The organism is Amorphus orientalis (genome assembly GCF_030814015.1).
GTDB lineage: Bacteria > Pseudomonadota > Alphaproteobacteria > Rhizobiales > Amorphaceae > Amorphus > Amorphus orientalis.
On the sequence record NZ_JAUSUL010000004.1, the window covers coordinates 134,781 to 155,138 of the forward strand.

21 protein-coding genes are annotated in these 20,358 nt (G+C 66.9%); 11 read left to right on the forward strand and 10 right to left on the reverse strand.

The genetic code is table 11. The features are described from left to right. Window positions 1-79 precede the first annotated feature (79 nt). Window positions 80-1,306, forward strand: coding sequence for a PQQ-dependent sugar dehydrogenase (locus tag J2S73_RS17575; protein WP_306886952.1), 1,227 nt, complete (start codon window positions 80-82; stop codon window positions 1,304-1,306). A gap of 220 nt (window positions 1,307-1,526) precedes the next feature. Continuing rightward, entirely contained in the window at window positions 1,527-2,609 is a 1,083-nt protein-coding gene (locus J2S73_RS17580; RefSeq protein ID WP_306886953.1) for a GGDEF domain-containing protein, read from the forward strand. A gap of 54 nt (window positions 2,610-2,663) precedes the next feature. On the opposite strand, the gene J2S73_RS17585 is transcribed toward J2S73_RS17580, so the two are convergent. After that, window positions 2,664-3,563: a sensor domain-containing diguanylate cyclase gene (locus J2S73_RS17585; protein WP_306886954.1), complete on the reverse strand. Its 900-nt coding sequence runs from the start codon at window positions 3,561-3,563 to the stop codon at window positions 2,664-2,666. Window positions 3,564-3,854: 291 nt separating this feature from the next. Between J2S73_RS17585 and J2S73_RS17590 the strand changes: the two genes are divergently transcribed. The 3 genes from J2S73_RS17590 (at window position 3,855) to J2S73_RS17600 (ending at window position 5,843) form a co-directional block, all read left to right on the forward strand. Beyond that, the gene (locus J2S73_RS17590) at window positions 3,855-4,424 is read left to right on the forward strand and encodes an XRE family transcriptional regulator (RefSeq protein ID WP_306886955.1); all 570 of its coding nucleotides are present in this window, start codon (window positions 3,855-3,857) and stop codon (window positions 4,422-4,424) included. 10 nt (window positions 4,425-4,434) lie between these two features. Then, window positions 4,435-4,974 (forward strand): GNAT family N-acetyltransferase, encoded by a 540-nt coding sequence (locus tag J2S73_RS17595; protein WP_306886956.1) that lies wholly within the window; start codon window positions 4,435-4,437, stop codon window positions 4,972-4,974. Between the two features lie 164 nt (window positions 4,975-5,138). Next, window positions 5,139-5,843: a glutathione S-transferase N-terminal domain-containing protein gene (locus J2S73_RS17600; RefSeq protein WP_306886958.1), complete on the forward strand. Its 705-nt coding sequence runs from the start codon at window positions 5,139-5,141 to the stop codon at window positions 5,841-5,843. A gap of 120 nt (window positions 5,844-5,963) precedes the next feature. Here J2S73_RS17600 and J2S73_RS17605 read toward each other — a convergent pair whose 3' ends face one another. After that, window positions 5,964-6,692 (reverse strand): carbonic anhydrase, encoded by a 729-nt coding sequence (locus tag J2S73_RS17605; protein ID WP_306886959.1) that lies wholly within the window; start codon window positions 6,690-6,692, stop codon window positions 5,964-5,966. Window positions 6,693-7,136: 444 nt separating this feature from the next. Between J2S73_RS17605 and J2S73_RS17610 the strand changes: the two genes are divergently transcribed. Then, a complete protein-coding gene (locus J2S73_RS17610; RefSeq protein WP_306886960.1) occupies window positions 7,137-7,946 on the forward strand; it encodes a DUF1206 domain-containing protein in 810 nt (269 codons plus the stop codon). Between the two features lie 52 nt (window positions 7,947-7,998). Here J2S73_RS17610 and J2S73_RS17615 read toward each other — a convergent pair whose 3' ends face one another. Then, the gene (locus J2S73_RS17615; protein ID WP_306886961.1) at window positions 7,999-8,778 is read right to left on the reverse strand and encodes an SDR family oxidoreductase; all 780 of its coding nucleotides are present in this window, start codon (window positions 8,776-8,778) and stop codon (window positions 7,999-8,001) included. Between the two features lie 171 nt (window positions 8,779-8,949). On the opposite strand from J2S73_RS17615, the gene J2S73_RS17620 reads away from it, so the two are divergent. Beyond that, complete coding sequence (locus tag J2S73_RS17620) at window positions 8,950-9,798, forward strand: DUF3108 domain-containing protein (protein WP_306886962.1); 849 nt, start codon at window positions 8,950-8,952, stop codon at window positions 9,796-9,798. A gap of 66 nt (window positions 9,799-9,864) precedes the next feature. On the opposite strand, the gene J2S73_RS17625 is transcribed toward J2S73_RS17620, so the two are convergent. Continuing rightward, window positions 9,865-10,629, reverse strand: coding sequence for a sulfite exporter TauE/SafE family protein (locus J2S73_RS17625; RefSeq protein ID WP_306886963.1), 765 nt, complete (start codon window positions 10,627-10,629; stop codon window positions 9,865-9,867). 277 nt (window positions 10,630-10,906) lie between these two features. On the opposite strand from J2S73_RS17625, the gene pheT reads away from it, so the two are divergent. From pheT to folD, 4 genes are all read left to right on the forward strand, one after another. Further along, window positions 10,907-13,321: a phenylalanine--tRNA ligase subunit beta gene (gene pheT, locus J2S73_RS17630; protein ID WP_306886964.1), complete on the forward strand. Its 2,415-nt coding sequence runs from the start codon at window positions 10,907-10,909 to the stop codon at window positions 13,319-13,321. Between the two features lie 111 nt (window positions 13,322-13,432). Continuing rightward, entirely contained in the window at window positions 13,433-13,723 is a 291-nt protein-coding gene (locus tag J2S73_RS17635; RefSeq protein ID WP_306886965.1) for a YggT family protein, read from the forward strand. A gap of 18 nt (window positions 13,724-13,741) precedes the next feature. Beyond that, window positions 13,742-14,047, forward strand: coding sequence for a DUF167 family protein (locus J2S73_RS17640; RefSeq protein WP_306886966.1), 306 nt, complete (start codon window positions 13,742-13,744; stop codon window positions 14,045-14,047). A 119-nt stretch (window positions 14,048-14,166) separates the two neighbouring features. Continuing rightward, a complete protein-coding gene (folD, locus tag J2S73_RS17645) occupies window positions 14,167-15,066 on the forward strand; it encodes a bifunctional methylenetetrahydrofolate dehydrogenase/methenyltetrahydrofolate cyclohydrolase FolD (protein ID WP_306886967.1) in 900 nt (299 codons plus the stop codon). A gap of 54 nt (window positions 15,067-15,120) precedes the next feature. On the opposite strand, the gene egtD is transcribed toward folD, so the two are convergent. From egtD to J2S73_RS17675, 6 genes are all read right to left on the reverse strand, one after another. After that, window positions 15,121-16,092 carry an L-histidine N(alpha)-methyltransferase gene (gene egtD, locus J2S73_RS17650; RefSeq protein ID WP_306886968.1) on the reverse strand — a complete coding sequence of 324 codons (972 nt, stop codon included), beginning with the start codon at window positions 16,090-16,092 and terminating at the stop codon, window positions 15,121-15,123. Between the two features lie 177 nt (window positions 16,093-16,269). Next, entirely contained in the window at window positions 16,270-17,553 is a 1,284-nt protein-coding gene (gene egtB / locus J2S73_RS17655; RefSeq protein WP_306886970.1) for an ergothioneine biosynthesis protein EgtB, read from the reverse strand. A gap of 139 nt (window positions 17,554-17,692) precedes the next feature. Next, on the reverse strand, window positions 17,693-17,881 hold the full coding sequence (locus tag J2S73_RS17660; protein WP_306886971.1) for a Trm112 family protein: 189 nt from the start codon (window positions 17,879-17,881) through the stop codon (window positions 17,693-17,695). Between the two features lie 48 nt (window positions 17,882-17,929). Next, window positions 17,930-18,610, reverse strand: coding sequence for an LON peptidase substrate-binding domain-containing protein (locus tag J2S73_RS17665; RefSeq protein WP_306886972.1), 681 nt, complete (start codon window positions 18,608-18,610; stop codon window positions 17,930-17,932). A gap of 97 nt (window positions 18,611-18,707) precedes the next feature. Further along, window positions 18,708-19,646: a thioredoxin gene (gene trxA, locus J2S73_RS17670; RefSeq protein ID WP_370874455.1), complete on the reverse strand. Its 939-nt coding sequence runs from the start codon at window positions 19,644-19,646 to the stop codon at window positions 18,708-18,710. A gap of 173 nt (window positions 19,647-19,819) precedes the next feature. Then, on the reverse strand, window positions 19,820-20,338 hold the full coding sequence (locus J2S73_RS17675) for a prolyl-tRNA synthetase associated domain-containing protein (RefSeq protein ID WP_306886973.1): 519 nt from the start codon (window positions 20,336-20,338) through the stop codon (window positions 19,820-19,822). Window positions 20,339-20,358 lie beyond the last annotated feature (20 nt).

Here is a 20,358-nt window from a genome sequence, read left to right on the forward strand (position 1 = left end):
CGGGTGCGCGATCACACCTCTTGCCTTGGATCTTTTTGGCGGTCACCGCCATTACCCATCCATCGCAAAGGAGGTGTTCATGCGCCCGCTGACCCCGTCGCTTGCCCTGGTCGTTCTCATGGCCGCTGCCCCTGCCCTGGCCCAGTCCGGCCGCGCGCCTGCCGTCTCCGGCCCACCCAACGCGCCCGACCAGCAACCGGCGTTCGAGGCCCAGACGCGGGCGCCGCAGCCGCCGCGGGATGCAGCGGTCTCAGTGGAAACCGTCGCCCAGCGGCTGCCCCAGGTATGGGCGATGGAACTCCTGCCCGACGGGCGCATGCTGGTGACGGCCAAGAGCGGCGCCATGCACATCGTCGGCCAGAACGGGCGCGCCGGACCGCCGATCAGAGGCGTTCCGCAGGTGGACTCCCGGGGACAGGGCGGTCTTCTCGACGTGGCGCTCGCCCCGGACTTCGACACCAGCAACACCATCTTCTTCTCCTTCTCCGAACCCCGCGGCAACCGCACGAACGCCACCAGCGTCGCCCGTGCGCAGCTGTCCACGAACGACCAGGGCGGTGGACAGCTTTCCGATGTCGAGGTGATCTTCCAGCAGACGCCGGCCTATGCCGGAACCAAGCACTTCGGCTCCCGGCTCGCATTCGCCCCGGACGGGACGCTTTTCGTGACCGTCGGCGAGCGCTCGGACACGCCGATCCGGGACCAGGCCCAGGACCTGGATTCCGGCCTCGGCAAGGTGTTCCGGATCAATCCGGACGGATCGATCCCGTCCGACAATCCGTTCGTCGGCAATGACGCCGCTCAGCCGGCGATCTGGTCCTACGGCCACCGCAATCTTCAGTCCGCGACGATGGACGATGAGGGCCGGCTGTGGACCGTCGAGCACGGTCCGCGCGGCGGCGACGAACTCAACCAGCCGCAGCCGGGTCTGAACTACGGCTGGCCGGTCATCACCTACGGCATCAACTACGGCGGCTCGCCGGTCGGCCAGGGCATCACCGCCCAGGAAGGGATGGAGCAGCCAGTCTATTACTGGGATCCGGTCATCGCCCCGTCGGGTATGGACTACTACGCCGATGGGCCGATCGAGGCATGGCGCGGCGCCTTCCTCGTGGGCGGCCTCCAGAGCCGGGGCATCGTGATCCTGCACATGGAGGACGGCCAGGTCGCCTATGAGGAGCGCCTGCCGCTGCAGGCCCGCACCCGCGACGTCAAGGTCGGCCCGGACGGTGCGGTTTATGCGGTCACCGAAGGCGGCGGCGGCAGTTCCATCGTCCGCATCACCAGTTCCGCGCAAGCCGATTGAGCCAGACAAGGCGCACAAGATTGCAGGCGGGGCCGCATTCATCGGATGCGGCCCTTTTTCTCGCTCGCGCCAGACGGACTTCTTTTCATGCCGGACCCAAAACCGTCACAGGGCCCTGCCACGATCACAGTCACGGTGAGGCGAAACCGCCGATCTCTCGGTATCGGTTTCCTCACCTCGGCGGACGCGGATCCGCGACGGGCAGAGAGGATCTGACCGGTTGATTGAACTCGGGCTCGAGCTGTTCAGCAATCTAGGCCTGCTCGCGTTCATCGCAGTCGCCTACTCAATTCTACCGCGCGATCGGAGCCAGCGACCGCGTCCCGTCCCGCTCGGTCTGCTTTTCGGGATCGGAGCGATCCTGACGATGCTCGACCCGGTGCGCATCGGACCGGATCTGCACATCGATTCGCGAACCACGATCATCGTCCTGGCTGGCTATTTCGGGGGACCGGTGGCCGGCCTCCTTGCGGCGGTCATTGCAGCCATTTTCCGGGCGGGAATCGGTGGCATCGGAGCACAGCCGGGCATTCTCGCGATCGGAATTGCCGCCGGAATCGGCCTGTTCGGCTATTTCTTCATGCGGCGGCCCGGCCAGCCGCCCACCTACCGCGCCCTTATCCTGTTCTCCCTGTTGTCTCCCATTCCGACCGTCGCGGTGTTGCTCCTGCCCTGGGAGCTCGCCATGTCGACCCTCGCCGTGACCCTACTGCCGACCGCCATCCTGAGAGCCCTCGGCGTGGTCCTTCTCGGCACCATCATGATCCACGAAGAGCGGCGGATCGCGGCGGAGGCGCGGGTCCGGCAACTGGCCTCGACCGACGAACTCAGCGGCCTCGCCAACCGGCGGTGTTTCTATTCGGAACTCGGGCACGAACTGGAACGCCGGGAAATATCCGGAGGCAGCGTCTCGGTACTGCTGGTCGACATCGATCGCTTCAAGTCGATCAACGACAGCTATGGCCACCCCCGTGGCGATGACGTCATCCGCCGGCTGGCGGACGCGCTGCGGCGGACGTGCCGGGCATCGGATCTGTCGGCCCGGATCGGCGGCGAGGAATTCGCCGTCCTTCTTCCCGAGACCGGCGCGAAACCGGCGCAGGAGCTGGCCGAAAGGATACGCTCCACCGTCGAGCAGGAAACCGTAGCGACCCCGCAGGGCAACATCCACTTCACCGTGAGCATAGGCGTCGGAACCAGCACACCCGTCGCTCCGACCATCGAGACCCTTATGAATGCAGCCGACAGCGCCCTCTACGCTGCCAAGCAGGGCGGACGCAATCAGATCGCGTTCGGCTTCTGAAGTCGCTCTGCGCCGCTCCGAGGCTGCCGGCAGCGCAGGGTCGCACGCCGCCACTCAGGCCGGACGATTCCCGTAGGTCTCGATCCGGTCCCTGCCCCCGACCTTCGCCAGATAGAGGGCACGATCGGCGCGCTCGTAGACGTTCGTGAGATCTTCGCCGCCGAGCGCCTCGGTCAGCCCGGCTGAGAACGTGTAGCGGAAATCCGGAACATCGGGCAGCGGCGCCGACTCCCGGATGCGCTCGAGCATTCTGATCAGGATCTGCCGAGCCACCTCCAGCGGCGCTCCGGGAACGACCAGAGCGAACTCTTCGCCGCCGACGCGGCCCAGACAATCGCCGCGACGAACGAGCTCCTGGGTCTTCGTCGTGAAGTCCTTGAGGATCGCATCGCCGATGTGATGGCCGAACCGGTCGTTGATCGACTTGAAGCGGTCCAGGTCGAGGATCGCGAAACTGCCCACGACCTTCCCCTGCACCGATCCCTGCAGCATGTCGTTGGCGCGCGCCAGGGTGAAGCGCCGGTTCGCGAGCCCCGTCAGATCGTCGGTCTGGGCGGCCTTGAGGGCAAAATCGCGGTCCTGGCGCACCGAGCGTTCGTCGGCCTTCATGGAGGTCACGTCGCTGGCCACGCACAGCATCCATCCCTCCGCGTCGACGGTCTCCGTCATCCACAGCCACCGCCCGTCGACGACGTCGGTCTCGAACGCCCGGAACGGCACCTTTCCCCGCCGTGAAATCGTACTGTGGAGCCAGGCTTCGAAATCTTCGGTCTGGATGACGGTGCCGCGACCGGCGTGAAAGTTCCGGCGCATCAGCTCTGACCAGAGCGGTGTCTCGCCACGCTCAAGGAAGAAGGTGGTCCGGAACGCGCGGTTGGCCCAGCGCAGCCGGTCGGATCCGTCGAACAGCGCCATCAGGACGGCTGAGTTTTCAGCCAGTCGCGGCACCCGCATCAGGACGCTTTCGTCGAGGCCTTGGGGACCATGGCGCTGCGGAACTTCGTCAGAAGGCGGATCTACATGCCGCAAAGTCGGCCTCCACACTCCCCGGGAGCATCGCCTCTTCAGACCGTATCGCACCCAATCGGAATGAACCGCTCAAGCACCTCAATTGCAGGCCATGTCAGATTCGATTGCCCTCCCGGCTCCCTCGGGAAGACCTCCGGCGGCATCCGCAATGCAGCCCGCAGTCGAAATCTAGCAGACTCGGCTTGACTGGTGCACGCCTCATGTCATTGTCCATATATGAGCGAATTTCCCATTTCAGAGAATATCGATCGTCGCCTCGCCGTCCGGCTGCGCGCGCTCCGGCTGGAGCGGGGCTGGTCCCTCGACACGCTGGCGGGCCTGAGCGGGGTCAGCCGGGCGACACTGTCCCGGCTCGAGAACGCCGAAGTCAGCGGCACCGCAAGCGTTCTCGGCCGGTTGTGCGCCGCCTACGAGATCCCGCTTTCCCGGCTGATGCTCCTGGCCGAGGGCGATTTTGCCGCCCGGATCGAGCCGGATGCGCAACCGGTATGGACCGACCCGGAAACCGGATTTCGCCGTCGCTCCGTGTCGCCGCCCGCCCACCTGCTTGCCGGCGAGGTCCTGGAAGGAACGCTGCCGGCTGCGACGCGGATCTCCTATCCGGCCCCGCCCCGGCAGGGCCTGGAACATCATCTCGTGATGATCGAGGGCCGGCTCGACCTGACCGTCGACGACGAGCGGCACGGACTGACCGGCGGCGACTGCCTGCGCTACCGCCTGTTCGGCGCGAGCCATTTCGAAACGCCCGCCGATGCCGGCGCGCGCTACTTCCTGTTCATGGTGTGAGGACCCACCGATGGCACAAGCCGTTCACATCTCGATCCTGGCGCCCGCGGCCTTCGACGCGCGCATGGGCGACCTGGCGAGCCTTCTGCTGGCGTGCGTGGAGGACGGCGCCAGCGTGAATTTCATCCTGCCCTTCACCGAACCGCAAGCGCTGGCGTACTGGGAAGCGAAGGTGCGCGCGCCCGTGCAGTCCGGGGCCCGGATCGTCTGGATCGCGGAGACCGGGGGACGGATCGTCGGAACGGTCCAGCTCGACATCGACACGCCGCCCAACCAGCCGCACCGCGCCGAGGTGACCAAGCTGCTGGTTCACCCCGAGGCCCGCAGGCAGGGCATCGCCCGCCGGCTGATGCAGACCCTGGAGGCGCACGCCGCCGGTCTCGGGCGCACGCTGCTGACCCTCGACACGCGCACCGGCGACAAGGCTGAGCCGCTCTATTCCTCGCTCGGGTTCGTCACGGTCGGCACCATCCCCCGGTTCTGCCGTGACACGATCGAAGAGCGGTGGGACGCGACAACCCTGATGTACAAGCATCTGGACGCGGCCTGAGATCGTCGCCGTCCCCGCTGGGATCGCCCGTGCGGCGGAATGGTCGGCAAGGCTGAACGGAGGAACCGGTTGCGCGCAACGGTGTTTGCCGTTTGTCTGGCGACACCTGCGGGCGCCCCCGCGCGCTTGCGTGCCCTTCCCCCACCCGGTGTCGGAGTTCCTCCATGACCGACCTTTCCGCATTCCCGATCGCCAAGCGCTGGCCTGCCCAGCATCCCGACCGCCTGCAGCTCTATTCCTTCCCGACCCCGAACGGCGTGAAGGTGTCGATCGCGCTGGAGGAAACCGGCCTGCCCTACGAGGCGCACAAGGTCGACATCACCAACGACGAGACCTGGACGGACGACTTCCTGGCGCTCAACCCGAACGGAAAGATCCCCGCGATCATCGATCCCGACGGCCCGGGCGGACAACCGTTCGGCCTGTTCGAATCCGGCGCCATCCTCGTTTATCTCGCCGACAAGACGGGCAAGCTGGTGCCAACGGATCCGGCTCTGCGCTACGAAACCATCCAGTGGGTGTTCTTCCAGATGGGCCATATCGGCCCGATGTTCGGGCAGCTCGGCTTCTTCTACAAATTCGCCGGCAAGGACATCGAGGACAAGCGGCCGCTGGAGCGCTACGCCAACGAGACCAAGCGGCTGCTGGGCGTGCTGGAAACCCGGCTCGACGGACGCGAGTGGATCATGGGCGACACCTATTCGATCGCCGACATCTCGATGATGGGCTGGGTGCGCGGCCTCGTTCAGTTTTACGAGGCGGGCGACCTGGTCGGCTACGGCGACCTGAAGAACGTTCCGGCCTGGCTCGATCGCTGCCTCACCCGTCCTGCCGTCGAGCGCGGCCTGCAGATTCCGCCGCGCGGCTGATCGGAGACGCCATTGAGAAAGCGGCGCCAGGCTGGCGCCGCTTTCGTCATCTCGACCGCCGGCCCGACGGCCTCGGCCACACTGCCGGACGCAGGCCGTTTCAGCCTGAACCGGCGTGCCCTAGAGCCACTCGACCTTGCCGGTGGAGAGTTCGTAGACGCCGCCGACGACCATCACCTTGCCGCTGGCAACCGCCTCCGACACGATCGGGCTCTCGCTTTTCAGCTGTTCGACGTTGTAGCGAACGTTCTCGATGGTCGCCGCCTTCATCGGGTCCGCCGGCTTCTCCGCCAGCGCCCGCTCGACGCCCGGCTTCAGATGGTTGATCAGAGCGGGCAGGCTCCCGGGCAGTTCGGTCCCGTTCTCGATCACGTCGATGGTCGCAGAGATCGCACCGCAGCTCGAATGTCCGAGCACCAGCAGAAGCGGGATTCCAAGCACCGCCACGCCGAACTCGATGCTGGCGAGACCGTTCGTGTCCACGGCATTGCCTGCGTCGCGGACCACGAAGAGTTCACCCGGCCCCTGATCGAAGGCGAGTTCCGGAGCCACCCGGGAATCGGCGCACGACAGGATGCCCGCGAACGGGTGCTGGGACTGGGCACGGGCCGCCCGGCCGGCGGAGAAATCCCGCTCGTTCAGATTGTTCGCCGCATAACGGACGTTGCCGTCCTTGAGACGCTGCAGCGCCTCATCCGGGCTGATGTCGTTCGGCGCGGCGGGCGTATCCCCGCCCGACTGGGCATAGGCCGGTGCGATGAGCCCCGACATGAGGGCAGCCGATGCAACGCCGGCGCCAACTCCAAGAAGGTTTCTACGCGAAAAGACGAAACGGTGTTCCTCACACATTTTATTGCGTGCTCCCCTGACACGATATTCGGTCGCCGAAGATAGCCCGAAAATCGGGAAAAACGTGCGAAATTTCCGGACCGAGCGGACGCCCCGCACCGATCGTGTCCCAGAGATGGTCAAGCCGTCTCGTCAGCCCCCCGATCGCAGGCCGCAGTTTTGGGCCAATTGCGGTGGCAGGCGATGCAAATTGGCGTGAACGCCCTTGCGGACGCCAGGAACCTGCCCCCTGGGCTCGCCCGTCCCTCACGCCCGGTCGCGCCGAACCGCGGTCATCGGGGAACCGGCCCGTAGCCCCCGCGTTGCCTCTCTGTCCAATCTGGAGCGTGCCCCGTTCAAACCGGACGTCCTGAAAGACAACGGAACGCTCACGTCACCACTTGAAACCATTTCCTTTTCGCTCGGATGGAACAGCCTGAGCGAAACGGCTCGAAGCGGGGAAGCATGGGTGTCTCGACCGGACTGAATCGCGCCGCGCGGGGCGGCTACGCGGCACGCGGTGTCGTCTACGTCATCGTCGGTGCGCTGGCGGTTCTGGCCGCGATCGGCGCCGGTCAGGCGGAGAACACGCGGGGGGCCCTTCGCGAACTCTTGAACCAGCCTTTCGGAAGCGTGCTTCTGGTCGTGGTCGGGATCGGGCTGTTCGCCTTTGCGGGCTGGCGGTTCATCCAGGCGATCGGCGATCCGGACGGTGCCGGCACGGACGCAAAGGGCCTCCTGGTGCGGGTGGGCCACTTCGCCAGCGGGCTGATCCACGTCGGTCTGGCGGTTTTCGCCATCAGCGTCGTTTTCAGCCTCAGCGCCGGCTCCGGCGACGGAGGTGGGGGCGATCCGACCAGCGGCTGGCTTTCGTGGCTCTTCGGCCATGAATGGGGGCGCTATATCGCCCTGGCGCTCGCCTGCATTCCGATCGGGATCGGGGTCGCTCACATCTACAAGGCCTACAAGGCCGGATTCGAGAAGTATCTGAGACCCGGCTACAACAAGGCGGGCGTGGTCAAGCCCGTCTGCAGGTTCGCCCTCGTCGCCCGTGGCGTCGTGTTCATCGTGATCGGCATCCTCGCTCTGTATGGCGGCGGCATCTACGAGGCCAGCGACGCGCCGGGCATGGAGGATGCGCTGGCGTGGATCCAGGGCCTGCCCTTCGGCTGGCTGGCCCTGCTCGCGATCGGCCTCGGACTCATCGCCTTTGCCATCTATGCGTTCGTTGAGGCGATCTTCCGCCGGATCGGCATCGAGAAGGCCGGGGTGTGACGATACCGGCGGCAACCCGGCTCCTGCTGGCCGGGCCGCCTCCCGCTCCCGCCTACTGCGCCGTGTAGCCGCCGTCGATGACCAGTTCGGCGCCGGTCATGAACTTGGATTCGTCGGACGCCAGATACAGCACACCGTAGGCGATGTCGTCGGGCTCGCCCACGTGACCGATCGGATGCTTCTCGTCGAGCGCCTTGCGGCCGAGTTCGACACTGCCGGCCTCGCGCAGATAGTTCTCCACCATCGGCGTCCAGATGTAGCCGGGATGGACCGAGTTCACCCGGATGCCGAGCCGGTTGATCGCACAATGGAGCGCGACGGACTTGGTGTAGATCCGAACGCCGCCCTTCGACGCGTTGTAGGCGCCGAGGTTCGGGTCGCCGACCAGTCCCTCGATGGAGGACAGGTTGATGATCGATCCCATCGTCTGCGGCTTGTGGGCCTTCATCGCGCGGATGGCATGCTTGGTGCCAAGGAAAACCCCGTCGAGATTGATCGACATCAGCCGCCGCCAGTCCTCGAGCGTCTGGTCTTCCGGTGCGCAGCCAACCCCGATCCCGGCATTGTTCACGACCACGTCCAGCCGGCCGAACCGCTCGACCGCCCTGGCGACGACGCTCTCCCACTCGGGCTCGGAGGCCACGTCGTGGTGGAGAAAGATCGCCTCGCGCCCGGCGTCGGAAAGCTCCTTCGCCAGCGCTTCGCCCGGCCCGTCCTGAATGTCGGTGACGACCACTTTCGCGCCTTCCGACGACAGCATCCGGACCATCGCCTCGCCGAGCCCGACCGATCCTCCGGTCACCAGCGCCACCTTGTCCTGAACACGCCCCATCGAACTGCTCCTTTTACTGAAATCTGGCGCGCAGATCCTGCGCGACCCGGATTGGACAAAGGCAGACAAGCCGGCCCCGAGCCTTGAAATGGATCAAGCCCGCCCTCGATTCGTCCCAGTCCGCCACTAGCAAACCCTCATGGACCCCAATCTGGATTGCGTGCCACCGATATGACAAGGCGACGTTCTGCTCTGCTCCCCTCGTGCGTCCGCGGCCGTGCGGCGGCGATCATCTCGCTGGTGCTGATGGGGCCCGCGCTCGCCCTTCCCGCCTCCGCCGCCACCTTCAAGAGCCGGTTCGACATCTCGATCGCCGGCTACGTGATCGGAGAGGCGGACGTCACGGCGGAGGTCTCCGACACGGCCTATTCCCTGTCGGGCGAAGCCAGGGCCAAGGGCTTCAGCCGGATCGTCACCGACGCTCGCGGCACGGCGGAAGCGGACGGTCGCATCGCGGACACCCGCGTGGTCCCTGCCTCCTACGGCTATCGCTACCAGGAAGGCGACGACGACGAGCGCCTGTCCATGACCATTCGCGGCGGCGCGGTGTCCGGCCTGACCGTCGTGCCTGAACCGGAGGACAAGGAGCCCGAACCCGACCGGATCGTGCTGGAGCCGAAGCACAAGCGCGACATCATCGATCCCGTCTCGGCCCTCGTCTGGCAGGCGAAGGCGCCTGTGGACGGCTCGGTATGCAATCGCACGGTCCCCATCTTCGACGGCGAGCAGCGCTACGACATTGCGCTGTCCTACAAGCGCCGCGACCGCTTCGATGGCGGCGACGAGGCCTACCAGGGCCCGGTGATCGTCTGCCGGATCGACTATCGGCCGATCGCCGGCCACCGGACCGGAAAGCGGGAGATCCAGGAATTGAAGAAGACCACCGGCATGGAGGTCTGGCTCGCCCCGCTTCCGGGTCCGGAGGGCCGCACGGTGTTCCTTGTTCCGGTACGCACCATCATCCCGACCCGCTTCGGCACCCTCGAGGTGGCCATGGACCGGCTGTCCATCGATCCGTAGGGCCGGCAAGCCGGGCAGGTCGTCCTTACCGAAACAGAGCATTCCAGACGGGACATGCGCCAGCGCTCAGGCGATCCCGAGCCCGCGCATCGCCAGCACGAGGCCGACCGCCGCGAGCACCACGTTGATCAGCCGCCTGAGCGCGATCACCGACATGCGGTCCCGCACCCTGAGGCCGATCCTCTGGCCGAAGAAGCTCGGAACGCAACACAGGATCCCGACCACCAGCTCGGCCGGCCCGAAATGGCCGAGCAGCGTGAGCCCACCCCCCAGCATCGACATGGTGATGAAGAACATGATCGAAGTGACGAGCGCGAACAGGGCCCGGTCCAGCCGGTAGGCGATCAGGACCGGCAGGGACGGGAACCCGACGAACGAGGTCGTGCCGGCACACACTCCGGAGACGAGCCCGGTCACGGCGAGCACCCCGCGATGCGGCGGCGGCGTCAGCGGCGGCGACACTCCGAGAAGCTGCGTCAGGGCGAACACCACCAACAGGCAGCCGATCGCGGCGCGCAGGGCGTCCTGGTTCAGGAGCGCGAAGATGCTGAGACCGATCACTACCCCGACGACGAGCGCGAGATAGAAGATCGCGTAGGGCTTGAGCTGCGAGACGGCCCGCCAGCTGCCCCAGGCCTGGACGGCGTTCGACAGGAAGGCCGGCACGATGGCGATTGCGATGGCGGCGGGAACCGGGATGAACAGGACGCCGAGCGAAATCGTCACCATCGGCTGTCCGAAGGAAGCCGCTCCCTTCACGAAGCCGCCGGCCAGATACAGCAGCAGCAGAACGGCGATGACGAAGAGCGTATAGGGGGTGTCGGCGAACATCGGGTTCCTGCGGGCAAGCGGACCGTCCGGGCGATCGCCTGCCGGTGGCCATCCGTGTTGTCGCCTGCCGTCCGCACCGGATCAATGCCGTGCGCTCATCGCTGCAATGCGCCAGCCGCAGACCAGAGCGCCGACGGGCGGGTGCAGCAGACCCGGCCGGGCCCTCGCACGGCTTTCGTACCGTCCGGCCCGGATCGCCGGGTGACAGGCAAAACAAAAATGCTCTAGATCAGGCCGACGATTTCGGTTCCCGTTCAAAGGCCCAAGTGTCGCGCCCATGAAGTTCACCCTGTCCTGGCTCAAGGATCACCTTGAGACCGATGCCTCGCTCGACGACATCGCAACGACGTTGACCATGATCGGCCTGGAGGTCGAGGAGGTCACCGACGCGAGCCGGGCCCTGGCGCCGTTCGTGATCGCGAAGGTGATCTCCGCGGAGCAGCACCCGAACGCGGACCGGCTCCGGGTCTGCATGGTCGACACCGGCGCCGGCGACCCGGTGCAGGTCGTCTGCGGCGCGCCCAACGCCCGCGCCGGCATGACCGGCGTGTTCGCGGCACCCGGCACCCACGTGCCGGGCACCGGTGTGGACCTGAAGGTCGGCGAGATCCGCGGCGTGGAAAGCCGGGGCATGCTCCTGTCGGAACGCGAGCTCGGCCTGTCGGACGAGCATTCCGGCATCATCGACCTGCCGGACGACGCGCCGAAGGGAACGCCCTACGCCGCCTGGCTCGGCCTCGACGATCCGGTGATCGAGATCGCGATCACGCCGAACCGCGCCGACTGTCTGGGCGTGTCGGGCGTGGCCCGGGATCTCGCGGCCGCCGGTCTCGGCCGGCTCAAGGACGCGCCGGTGGCACCGGTCGCCGGCAACGGACCGTGCCCGGTTTCGGTGACGCTGTCCTTCCCCGAAGGCAATCCGATCTGCCCGGCGTTCGCGCTGCGCAAGGTCTCCGGCGTGAAGAACGGCCCGTCGCCGGAATGGCTCAAGCGTCGGCTGATGGCCATCGGCCTGCGCCCGATCAATGCGCTGGTCGACATCACCAACCTTCTGACCTTCGATCGCAACCGGCCGCTGCACGTCTTCGACGCCGCCAAGGTGAAGGGCGACCTCACGGTCCGCCGCGCGAAGCAGGGCGAAAGCCTGCTCGCCCTCGACGGCCGCACCTACACCCTCGACGACACCATGTGCGTGATCGCCGACGAGGCGGGCGTGGAATCGCTGGCCGGCATCATGGGCGGCGAGGAAACCGGCTGCTCGGAGGAGACGACCGACGTCCTGATCGAATCGGCGCTGTGGGATCCGCTGGCGATCGCCCGCACCGGCCGCAGCCTGAACATCGTCTCCGATGCCCGCTTCCGCTTCGAGCGCGGCATCGACCCGGCCTTCACCCTGCCCGGACTGGAGCTGGCGACGGCGCTGGTGCTGGAGCTGTGCGGCGGCACCGCGTCCGAGGTGGTGCTCGCCGGCGAGATCCCGGCGGACCGGCGGACCATCGCCTTCCCCGTGGCGGAGGTCGCGCGGCTCTCCGGCATCACGGTGCCGGACGCACGGATCGTCGAGATCCTGACGGCGCTCGGCTTCGAGGTGGCCGGTTCCGGCGACACCCTCGACGTGACGGTGCCGAGCTGGCGCGCCGATGTGGAAGGCAAGGCGGACCTGGTGGAGGAAGTTGTCCGGATCGTCGGTCTCGACGCCATCCCGGCGGAACCGATGCCGCGCCTGTCGTCGGTCGCCCACAAGGTGCTGACGCCGATGCAGGTGCGTACCCGGCTGGCAAGGCGGACGCTGGCCGCGCGGGGATTCGTCGAGGCGATCACCTGGTCGTTCCTCTCCGCGCCGGAGGCCGAGGCCTTTGGCGGCGGACAGGCGGAGCTGAAGCTCGCCAATCCGATCGCAAGCGACCTGTCCGACATGCGGCCGAGCCAGGTGCCCGGGCTGGTCCGGTCCCTGCAAAAGAACGCCGACCGCGGCATGACAGACCAGCCGCTGTTCGAGGTCGGGCAGGTCTTTCTCGGTGACAGGCCGGAGGATCAGAAGACCGCCGCGACAGGTGTCCGGCGCGGCACGGCGAAGCCGGGCGGAGCCGGCCGGCACTGGTCCGGCAACGCCGGGTCCGTCGACGTCTTTGATGCCAAGGCCGACGCCCTCGCCGTGCTGTCGGCGGCAGGCGCACCCGCCGAGCGGGTTCAGGTGACCCGCGACGCCCCGGCCTGGCTGCATCCCGGCCGGTCCGGCACGCTGCGCCTCGGCCCGATCGTGCTCGGCCACTTCGGCGAGCTTCACCCGAAGGCGCTGGAGGTCGTCGATGCGGACGGCCCGGTCGTCGCCTTCGAGCTGCACCTGGACGCGATCCCTGCGGCGAAATCCAAGCCCACCAAGGCGAAGCCGGCGCTCTCGGTCAGCGACCAGATGCCTGTCCGGCGCGATTTCGCCTTCGTGGTGGAGGACGCCGTGGAGGCGGTCGACATCCTGCGGTCCGCCCGGGGCGCGGAGAAGACGCTGATCTCCGACGTCGACGTGTTCGACGTCTATCGCGGCAAGGGGATCGAGGACGGCAAGAAGTCGGTGGCCATCGAGGTGACACTTCAGCCGCGTGACCGCACCCTGACCGACGAGGAGATCGACGCGGTCGCCGAGAAGGTCGTGGCGGCGGTCTCGAAGGCCACGGGCGGCGTCCTGCGGGGATAAGACGCCCGTCCCGACCTTGCGGCAAACGGGTGCGACCGCTATGTGACGGCAGGCGCGCCCGCCATGTCGGCGGGTGGCGTGCACCCGTTCACATCCGGCTGGGGAGCCTCAATGCTCTCGCTTATTCAGGTCCTTCTGCTCGCGATCAAGATCTACACGTGGATCATCATCGCTTCGGCCATCTTCTCGTGGCTGTATGCCTTCAATGTCGTCAATCCGCGCAACCAGTTCATTTCCATGATCGGCAACGCGCTCTACAGCCTGACCGAGCCAGCGCTGAGACCGATCCGGAGCATCCTGCCGGACCTGGGCGGGATCGACATCTCTCCGATCGTCCTGCTTCTGATCCTGTTCTTCGTGCAGCAGCTGATCGTGAACAACCTGGCGCCGCTCGCGCTCTAGGTCATGGATCATCCGGCCGTGGCAGCACGCGACGGCGGCGGTCTCGCCGTGCGCGTGCGGCTGACCCCGAAGTCCGGGCGCGACGGCGTGGACGGGCTGAAGACGCTGTCCGACGGCAGCGTGGTGATCGCGGCCCGGGTCCGGGCCGTTCCGGACAAGAACGCGGCCAACCGGGCTCTGGAAGCGGTACTCGCGAAGCATTTCGCTTTGCCCAAATCGGCCGTCGGGATCAGCTCGGGCCATACCGCCCGCCTGAAGACCGTCCGGCTGGACGGCGATCCCGCGACCCTCGAGGCCGCCCTGGCTGACCTGCCGAAGCTGTAGCCGTCCAGCAGACCGGCTGATGGCCGCCATCGGAAGCGCAAATGTCGCCTCCGGCGATTTCACCGGCCGTCGGCTTGATTTAGGAAGGGCGCGTCCCTTCCGCCTGAACGGAGTCTCCCATGACCGCCACGATCATCGACGGCAAGAGCCGCGCCGCCGCTCTCGACGAAAAGGTAGCCGCAGCCGTTGCCGGCCTGAAGTCCGCGCACGGCATGGTCCCGGGCCTGGCCGTGGTGCTCGTGGGCGACGATCCGGCAAGCGACATCTACGTCTCCAACAAGGTGAAGCGGACCGAGGCGGCGGGAATGCGCTCCATCGAGCACCGGCTTCCGGGCGACACCGCCGAAGACGACCTGATCGCTCTCGTGGAAGCGCTGAATGCGGATCCGGAGGTCGACGGGATCCTCGTCCAGATGCCGCTGCCCAAGCACATCGATTCCGACCGGGTGGTGATGACAATCGATCCCGCCAAGGACGTGGACGGCCTTCATCCGATGAACGCCGGACTTCTGGTCCTGGGCCGCTCGGCGCTGGTGGCCTGCACCCCGCAGGGCTGCGTCGATCTCGCGAAGCAGGCGCGCGGCGGCGATCTCACCGGCCTCGATGCGGTGGTGATCGGCCGGTCCATCCTGGTGGGCAAGCCGGTCTCGCTCCTGCTGCAGAATGAGAACTGCACCGTCACGATGGCCCACTCCCGCACCAAGGATCTGGCCGGTCTGTGCAGCCGGGCCGACATCGTCGTGGCCGCCGTCGGCCGCCCGGGCTACGTGAAGGCGGACTGGCTGAAGGCCGGCGCCACGGTGATCGACGTCGGCATCAACCGCATCCCGGCACCGGAGCGCGGCGAAGGCAAGACGCGGATCGTCGGCGACGTGGACACGGAAGCCGCCAAACAGGTGGCCGGCGCGATCACGCCGGTGCCCGGCGGCGTCGGCCCGATGACCATCGGCTTCCTGCTGGTCAACACGGTGATGGCCGCCTGCCGCCGCCGCGGCCTGCCCGAACCAACGATCGCGTGACGCCAAAGGCGGAGCCGTGAGGCTCCGCCATCCGGCGCAATTTGCCCGGCCGCGTCAGCCCGCCTTCAGGAGATGCAGGCTGAACAGGCCGTCGGAATCTTTCCAGTAGGTGTCCGGCCGCCAGCCGGCGCGGCCGGCAAGCACCTGGAACTCCTCGGGGCTGTATTTGTGGGAGCTTTCCGTGTGGATGCTCTCGCCTTGGGAAAAGCTGAACCTGCGGCCCCACACCTCGACGGTCTGGTCCCTGTCGGAGACCAGATGCATCTCCACCCGGCTCCGGTCCGGATTGAACCGCGCTTCGTGGTGGAAGGTGTCGAGATCGAAGGTGCCGTCGAGCTCCCGATTGATCCGGTTGAGGAGGTTCTTGTTGAACGCCGCGGTGACACCGACCGGATCGTCATAAGCGGCGACCAGCCGGTCCTCGTCCTTGCAGGTGTCGATCCCGATCAGGAGCGCGTCGGCGCGGCTCTCTTCCCGCAGCCGCTTCAGGAGCTCCGAAGCGACCTCCGGCTCGAAATTGCCGATGGTCGAGCCGGGAAAGAACAGCACCCGGCGGCCGGGGGGCAGATCGGCCGGGATCTCGAAGGTGCCGGTGAAGTCCGCCACCACCGGCGCGACCAGCATATCGGGATAGGCCGCACTGATCGTCTCGCCCAGATAGACCAGCTGCTCGGCGGCGATGTCCACGGGGACGTAGACCGTCACCTGCCCGCCGAGCGCGTCGAGCAGATAGCGCACCTTGATGCCCTCGCCGCTGCCGGGCTCGATCAGGATGATATCGTTGCCCAGATGACCGGCGATCTCACCGGCGCGGTCGGCCAGCACGGTCATCTCGTTGCGGGTCGGATAGTAGGTGTCGACCTCGCAGATCGCCTCGAACAGCTTCGCGCCCAGCGCGTCGTAGAGCCATTTCGGCTCGGCGGTCTTGGGCGAGGCGGACAGGCCCTCCAGAACCGACGATGCGAAATCGTCCTGAAACGGAAGCGGATCGTCTTGACTGTCTGCTGCGGTGCCTGCGAGCGCCATGGGCGCCTCCTCTCTATGGGATTGATTGGGCGACCCTGTCGTCGGCTGGGGCGATCCGCGGGTGCACTGCTTCGGGGAGAGCCGAACCGGACACGGGCATTGCGTGGCGCTGCCGCCCGAACCGCCGCCGGCGGGTGTTCAGGTCAAAAACCATGTCCATATGTCGGGAGGACGACCCTATGCGTCCCGGGCGAGCCTGAGGCCCGCGAACTGCCAGCGCTGGTGCGGGTGGAAGAAGTTGCGGTAGCTCGCCCGCGCATGGGCCCGCGGCGTGGCGCACGAGGCCCCGCGCAGAACCCACTGGTTCACCATGAACTTGCCGTTGTACTCGCCGATTGCGCCCTCGGGCGGCGTGAAGCCCGGATAGGGCGAATAGGCCGACTGAGTCCACTGCCAGACATCGCCGAACATCTGGGACAGCCCGGAAGCAAGCGCAGGCCGGGGCCGGAAATGGCCGCCTTCCAGGAAGTTGCCGTCGACTGCCACCGTTTCGGCCGCATGCTCCCATTCCGCCTCGCGGGGAAGCCGGGCGCCGGCCCAGCGCGCGAAAGCGTCGGCCTCGTAGTAGCTCACATGGGTCACCGGCGCGTCCGGATCGACCGGCTGAGCGCCCCTCAGCCCGAAGCTCCACCACTCCCCGTCCTGCTCGAACCAGTAGAGCGGCGCGGTCCAGCCCTGAGCTTCCCGTTCCGCCCAGCCGTCGGAAAGCCAGAGGGGGGCGCGCTCGTAGCCGCCATCCTCCATGAAGGCGCACCATTCCCGGTTGGTCACCAGGCGGCCGGCCAGGTCGAACGGCTCGAGATAGACCTTGTGGCGCGGGCCTTCGTTGTCGAAGGCGAAGCCCTCGCCGTCATGCCCGATTTCGACAAGGCCGCCCTCGAAGGCGCACCACTCGAGGGTTTCGGCGCGGCTCTGCACAGCCAGCGGCTCGGGGGCCCGGAAAGCCGGGCGGGTCGGATTGAAGGAGAAGGCGTGCAGGAGATCGGTCAGCAGCAGTTCCTGATGCTGCATCTCGTGATGACAGCCGAGCTCGATCAACTCGCAGATCTCGGGAAACGCCTCCTCTGAGGCGGACGCCAGGAGGTCGTCGATCGCGGCGTCGACCGCATGGCGGTAGTCGAGAACCTCGTTCACCGTGGGCCGGCTTACGAGCCCCCGGTGCGGCCTTGAAAACCGGGCACCCGCCTGCACGTAGTAGGAATTGAAAAGATAGAGATAGCGCTCGTCGACGAACCGGTAGTCCGGCACGAACCGATCGAGCACGAACTGTTCGAAGAACCAGCTCGTGTGGGCCAGGTGCCATTTGGCCGGACTGGCATCCTCCATGGACTGCAGGCCGAGATCTTCCGGCGCCAGCCCTTCGACCAGGTGGAGCGATCGGTCGCGCGTGCGCGAATAGAGCGTCGAGACATGGTCTCGCGCGTCGTCTGCGACCTCGAAACGGGCTTTGGATCCGGCCACGGTGTTGTCCCTCTCGGCTCTGCTTCCAGACCAACGCCCTAAGGCCTGGTCGGTTGCACTCGATTATCGAGAGGACCGCTGTCGAAACGTGTCAGCAGCGGACGCTCGGGATCTCGGCAAGGACGCGGCTGCGTCCGGCTCAGTCCTGGAGCGGGCGTGCCTCGTCCGGCAGCATGATCGGGATGCCGTCGCGGATCGGATAGGCCAGCTTTGCCGCCTGAGAGACCAGTTCCTGCCGCTCCGCGTCATATTCGAGCGTGGTCTTGGTCACCGGACACACCAGCATTTCCAGAAGCTTCGGATCGACTTTGTGCTTGGTCTCGGTCATCGGATCTTTCCCCGTGCGCTCCGCATCGGAGCCCGCTTCAACGGTCGTTCAATTGATCGTGGTCGTCTGGTCGGAGGCGGATCGCGCCAGCTCGATCTCGGTGATGGCGACCAGGGTCTCCGCCCGCTCCTTGAGGTTGGCGGCTTCCAGCAGGGCCTGCTTCTCCGCCGGCCCGTACGGGCTCATCATGGCGAGCGTGTTGACCAGCGCCTCATTGGACGCCTCGCGCACGCTCTTCCAGTCTGCCTCCAGATCGTTGGCGGCAAGATAGTCCCCGAACGCCTTGAGCACCGCATCCCGGTCCACGTCCGCGCCCTCGGTCTCCTCGTCCAGATCGCTCGCGAAAGGCTCGGTCGTGATCCGGCACATCCGGTAGGGCGTCGCCGTGTCCAACTCCTCCTCGATGCGGAACCGGGTGATGCCCGACAGGGTGATCAGATAGCGGCCGTCGCCGGATTCCTGCAGCGTCGTGACACGGCCGAGACAGCCCACCGCGCACAGCGCCGGATGGTCGCCCTCGTCGCCGTCGGGTTCATCGAACCGGGGCTGGACCATGCCGATCACGCGCTCGGTGCGCATGGCGGCGTCGATCATCGCCATGTAGCGCGGCTCGAAGATGTTCAGGGGGAGTTGGACCTTCGGCAGCAACAGGGCCCCCGAAAGCGGGAAGACGGGAATCGTGGCCGGGATGTCCCCGGCCCGCTCGTAAACCTGATTGCCTGCACGCATGCGCTTACCCTCCAGTTCCCCGACACCCGGACCATCCGGCCGCAGAAGCGGGGACTGCTACGATTTCAAACACCTGACCGGTGCATATAGGGCGCACTCAGGAGAACAGCAGCGACGACATCTTCCGCCGCCCGGCGATTGTGGCGGGATCCTTCGGACCCCAGGCCTCGAAGAACGCGATGAGACGGGCCTGGGCGGCCCCCTCGTTCCACTCCCGATCCGCCTTCATGATCTGCAGCAGATGGGCGACCGCGTCCTCGCGCCGTCCGGCCGCAGCCAGCGCGACAGCCAGGTCGAGACGGGCCTGATGATCGTCGGGATTGGCCTGAACCTGCGCTTCCAGGGTGGCCACGTCGCCCGCTTCGGCCGCCTCGTCGGCCAGCTCGAACGCGGCGTGCACCGGCGCCAAGGCGGGATCGCCCACCCGGTCCAGCGGGACCATGGACAGGGTCTCCTGAGCGCCGTTCATGTCCCCCGCGTCGATCTGGCACAGGGCGAGACCGGCCACGGCCGCGATGGAGTCCGGCTCGGCCTGGAGCGCGGCCATGTAGAGCTGGGCCGCCGCCTGGGGATCGCCGGCCGCCCGCGTCTCGTCCGCCTGGGCGAGCAGCTCGGCCGCGCCGCCGCCGACCGGTCCGGCGAGCTTCTCGATGAACTGCTTGATCTGGCTTTCCGGCAGCGCGCCCATGAAGCCGTCCACGGGCTGGCCGTCCTTGAAGGCGATGACCGCCGGGATCGACTGGATGCCGAGCTGCTGGGCGATCTGCGGCTCGTCGTCGATGTTCATCTTGGCGAGCTTGACGGCACCCTTGGCCGCCTTCACGACGCTTTCCAGCACCGGCGTCAGCTGCTTGCACGGCCCGCACCACGGCGCCCAGAAGTCGACGAGGACCGGAACTTGGCGCGAGGCATCCAGAACCTCGGCCTGGAAGTTGGCCATGGTGACGTCGCAGATCACGCTGTCGACGGTGCCGGTTTGCGCCCCCGTCGAAACCTGCTGTCCGTCGCTCCCGAGAATGATCGGCGTGTCGCTCATGGATCGATCCTATTCGTGTCGAGCGGTCTACGTCGCTTGGTCCGAAACCCAGCCGGCCCATGACCTAGATGATTTGAGCTCCGGCGTCATCCCAAGCGCAGGACGCCTGCACGTCGCCGCCCCCCAAGGGCGACGGCGCGCGGTCGCACAGAGATAAGCGTCGGCGACGACGTTTACAAACCGGCGGCGATCGCCTCGTCGGTGACCGCAAGGATCTTGGGGGGATGCCCCTCCTCGGTCAGGAAGCGCACCATATCCTGCGAAGCGATGCTGGTGGTCGCGGTGTTTTCCAGCGGATGGAAGTTGACCACGTCGTGGGCCATCAGGGCGGCGTCGAGGATGACGGACACCCTCCCTTCGCGGTCGTTGACGATCCCGAACGGCGTGACCGACCCCGGTTCCACGCCAAGAAGTTCCATCAGGAGATCCGGCTTGCCGAAGCTGACGCGGCCCTGGGCGCCGATCAGCGTGTGGATCTTCTTCAGATCGACGGTCGCGTCGGCGAGCACGGTGACCAGAAACACCCGGTCCTTCTTGTCCTTGAGAAAAAGGTTCTTGGAGTGCCCACCAGGGATCTGGTCGTGAAGCTCCTCCGATTCTCCGACCGTGAAGACGGCGGGATGATCGGTGGTCGTGGTGTCGATACCGAGTTGCGAAAGGCGGTCGAGGAGATCGGCGCGGGTGAGCGGCATGGAGACGGTCCGGAACGCTG

Excerpts from the sequence above, each read along its gene's own strand:
- J2S73_RS17575 (WP_306886952.1), top strand. The coding sequence starts at position 80 with ATGCGCCCGCTGACCCCGTCGCTTGCCCTGGTCGTTCTCATGGCCGCT.
- J2S73_RS17585 (WP_306886954.1), bottom strand. The coding sequence starts at position 3,563 with ATGCGGGTGCCGCGACTGGCTGAAAACTCAGCCGTCCTGATGGCGCTG.
- J2S73_RS17590 (WP_306886955.1), top strand. The coding sequence starts at position 3,855 with ATGAGCGAATTTCCCATTTCAGAGAATATCGATCGTCGCCTCGCCGTC.
- J2S73_RS17595 (WP_306886956.1), top strand. The coding sequence starts at position 4,435 with ATGGCACAAGCCGTTCACATCTCGATCCTGGCGCCCGCGGCCTTCGAC.
- J2S73_RS17600 (WP_306886958.1), top strand. The coding sequence starts at position 5,139 with ATGACCGACCTTTCCGCATTCCCGATCGCCAAGCGCTGGCCTGCCCAG.
- J2S73_RS17605 (WP_306886959.1), bottom strand. The coding sequence starts at position 6,692 with ATGTGTGAGGAACACCGTTTCGTCTTTTCGCGTAGAAACCTTCTTGGA.
- J2S73_RS17610 (WP_306886960.1), top strand. The coding sequence starts at position 7,137 with ATGGGTGTCTCGACCGGACTGAATCGCGCCGCGCGGGGCGGCTACGCG.
- J2S73_RS17615 (WP_306886961.1), bottom strand. The coding sequence starts at position 8,778 with ATGGGGCGTGTTCAGGACAAGGTGGCGCTGGTGACCGGAGGATCGGTC.
- J2S73_RS17620 (WP_306886962.1), top strand. The coding sequence starts at position 8,950 with ATGACAAGGCGACGTTCTGCTCTGCTCCCCTCGTGCGTCCGCGGCCGT.
- J2S73_RS17625 (WP_306886963.1), bottom strand. The coding sequence starts at position 10,629 with ATGTTCGCCGACACCCCCTATACGCTCTTCGTCATCGCCGTTCTGCTG.
- pheT (WP_306886964.1), top strand. The coding sequence starts at position 10,907 with ATGAAGTTCACCCTGTCCTGGCTCAAGGATCACCTTGAGACCGATGCC.
- J2S73_RS17635 (WP_306886965.1), top strand. The coding sequence starts at position 13,433 with ATGCTCTCGCTTATTCAGGTCCTTCTGCTCGCGATCAAGATCTACACG.
- folD (WP_306886967.1), top strand. The coding sequence starts at position 14,167 with ATGACCGCCACGATCATCGACGGCAAGAGCCGCGCCGCCGCTCTCGAC.
- egtD (WP_306886968.1), bottom strand. The coding sequence starts at position 16,092 with ATGGCGCTCGCAGGCACCGCAGCAGACAGTCAAGACGATCCGCTTCCG.
- J2S73_RS17660 (WP_306886971.1), bottom strand. The coding sequence starts at position 17,881 with ATGACCGAGACCAAGCACAAAGTCGATCCGAAGCTTCTGGAAATGCTG.
- J2S73_RS17665 (WP_306886972.1), bottom strand. The coding sequence starts at position 18,610 with ATGCGTGCAGGCAATCAGGTTTACGAGCGGGCCGGGGACATCCCGGCC.
- trxA (WP_370874455.1), bottom strand. The coding sequence starts at position 19,646 with ATGAGCGACACGCCGATCATTCTCGGGAGCGACGGACAGCAGGTTTCG.
- J2S73_RS17675 (WP_306886973.1), bottom strand. The coding sequence starts at position 20,338 with ATGCCGCTCACCCGCGCCGATCTCCTCGACCGCCTTTCGCAACTCGGT.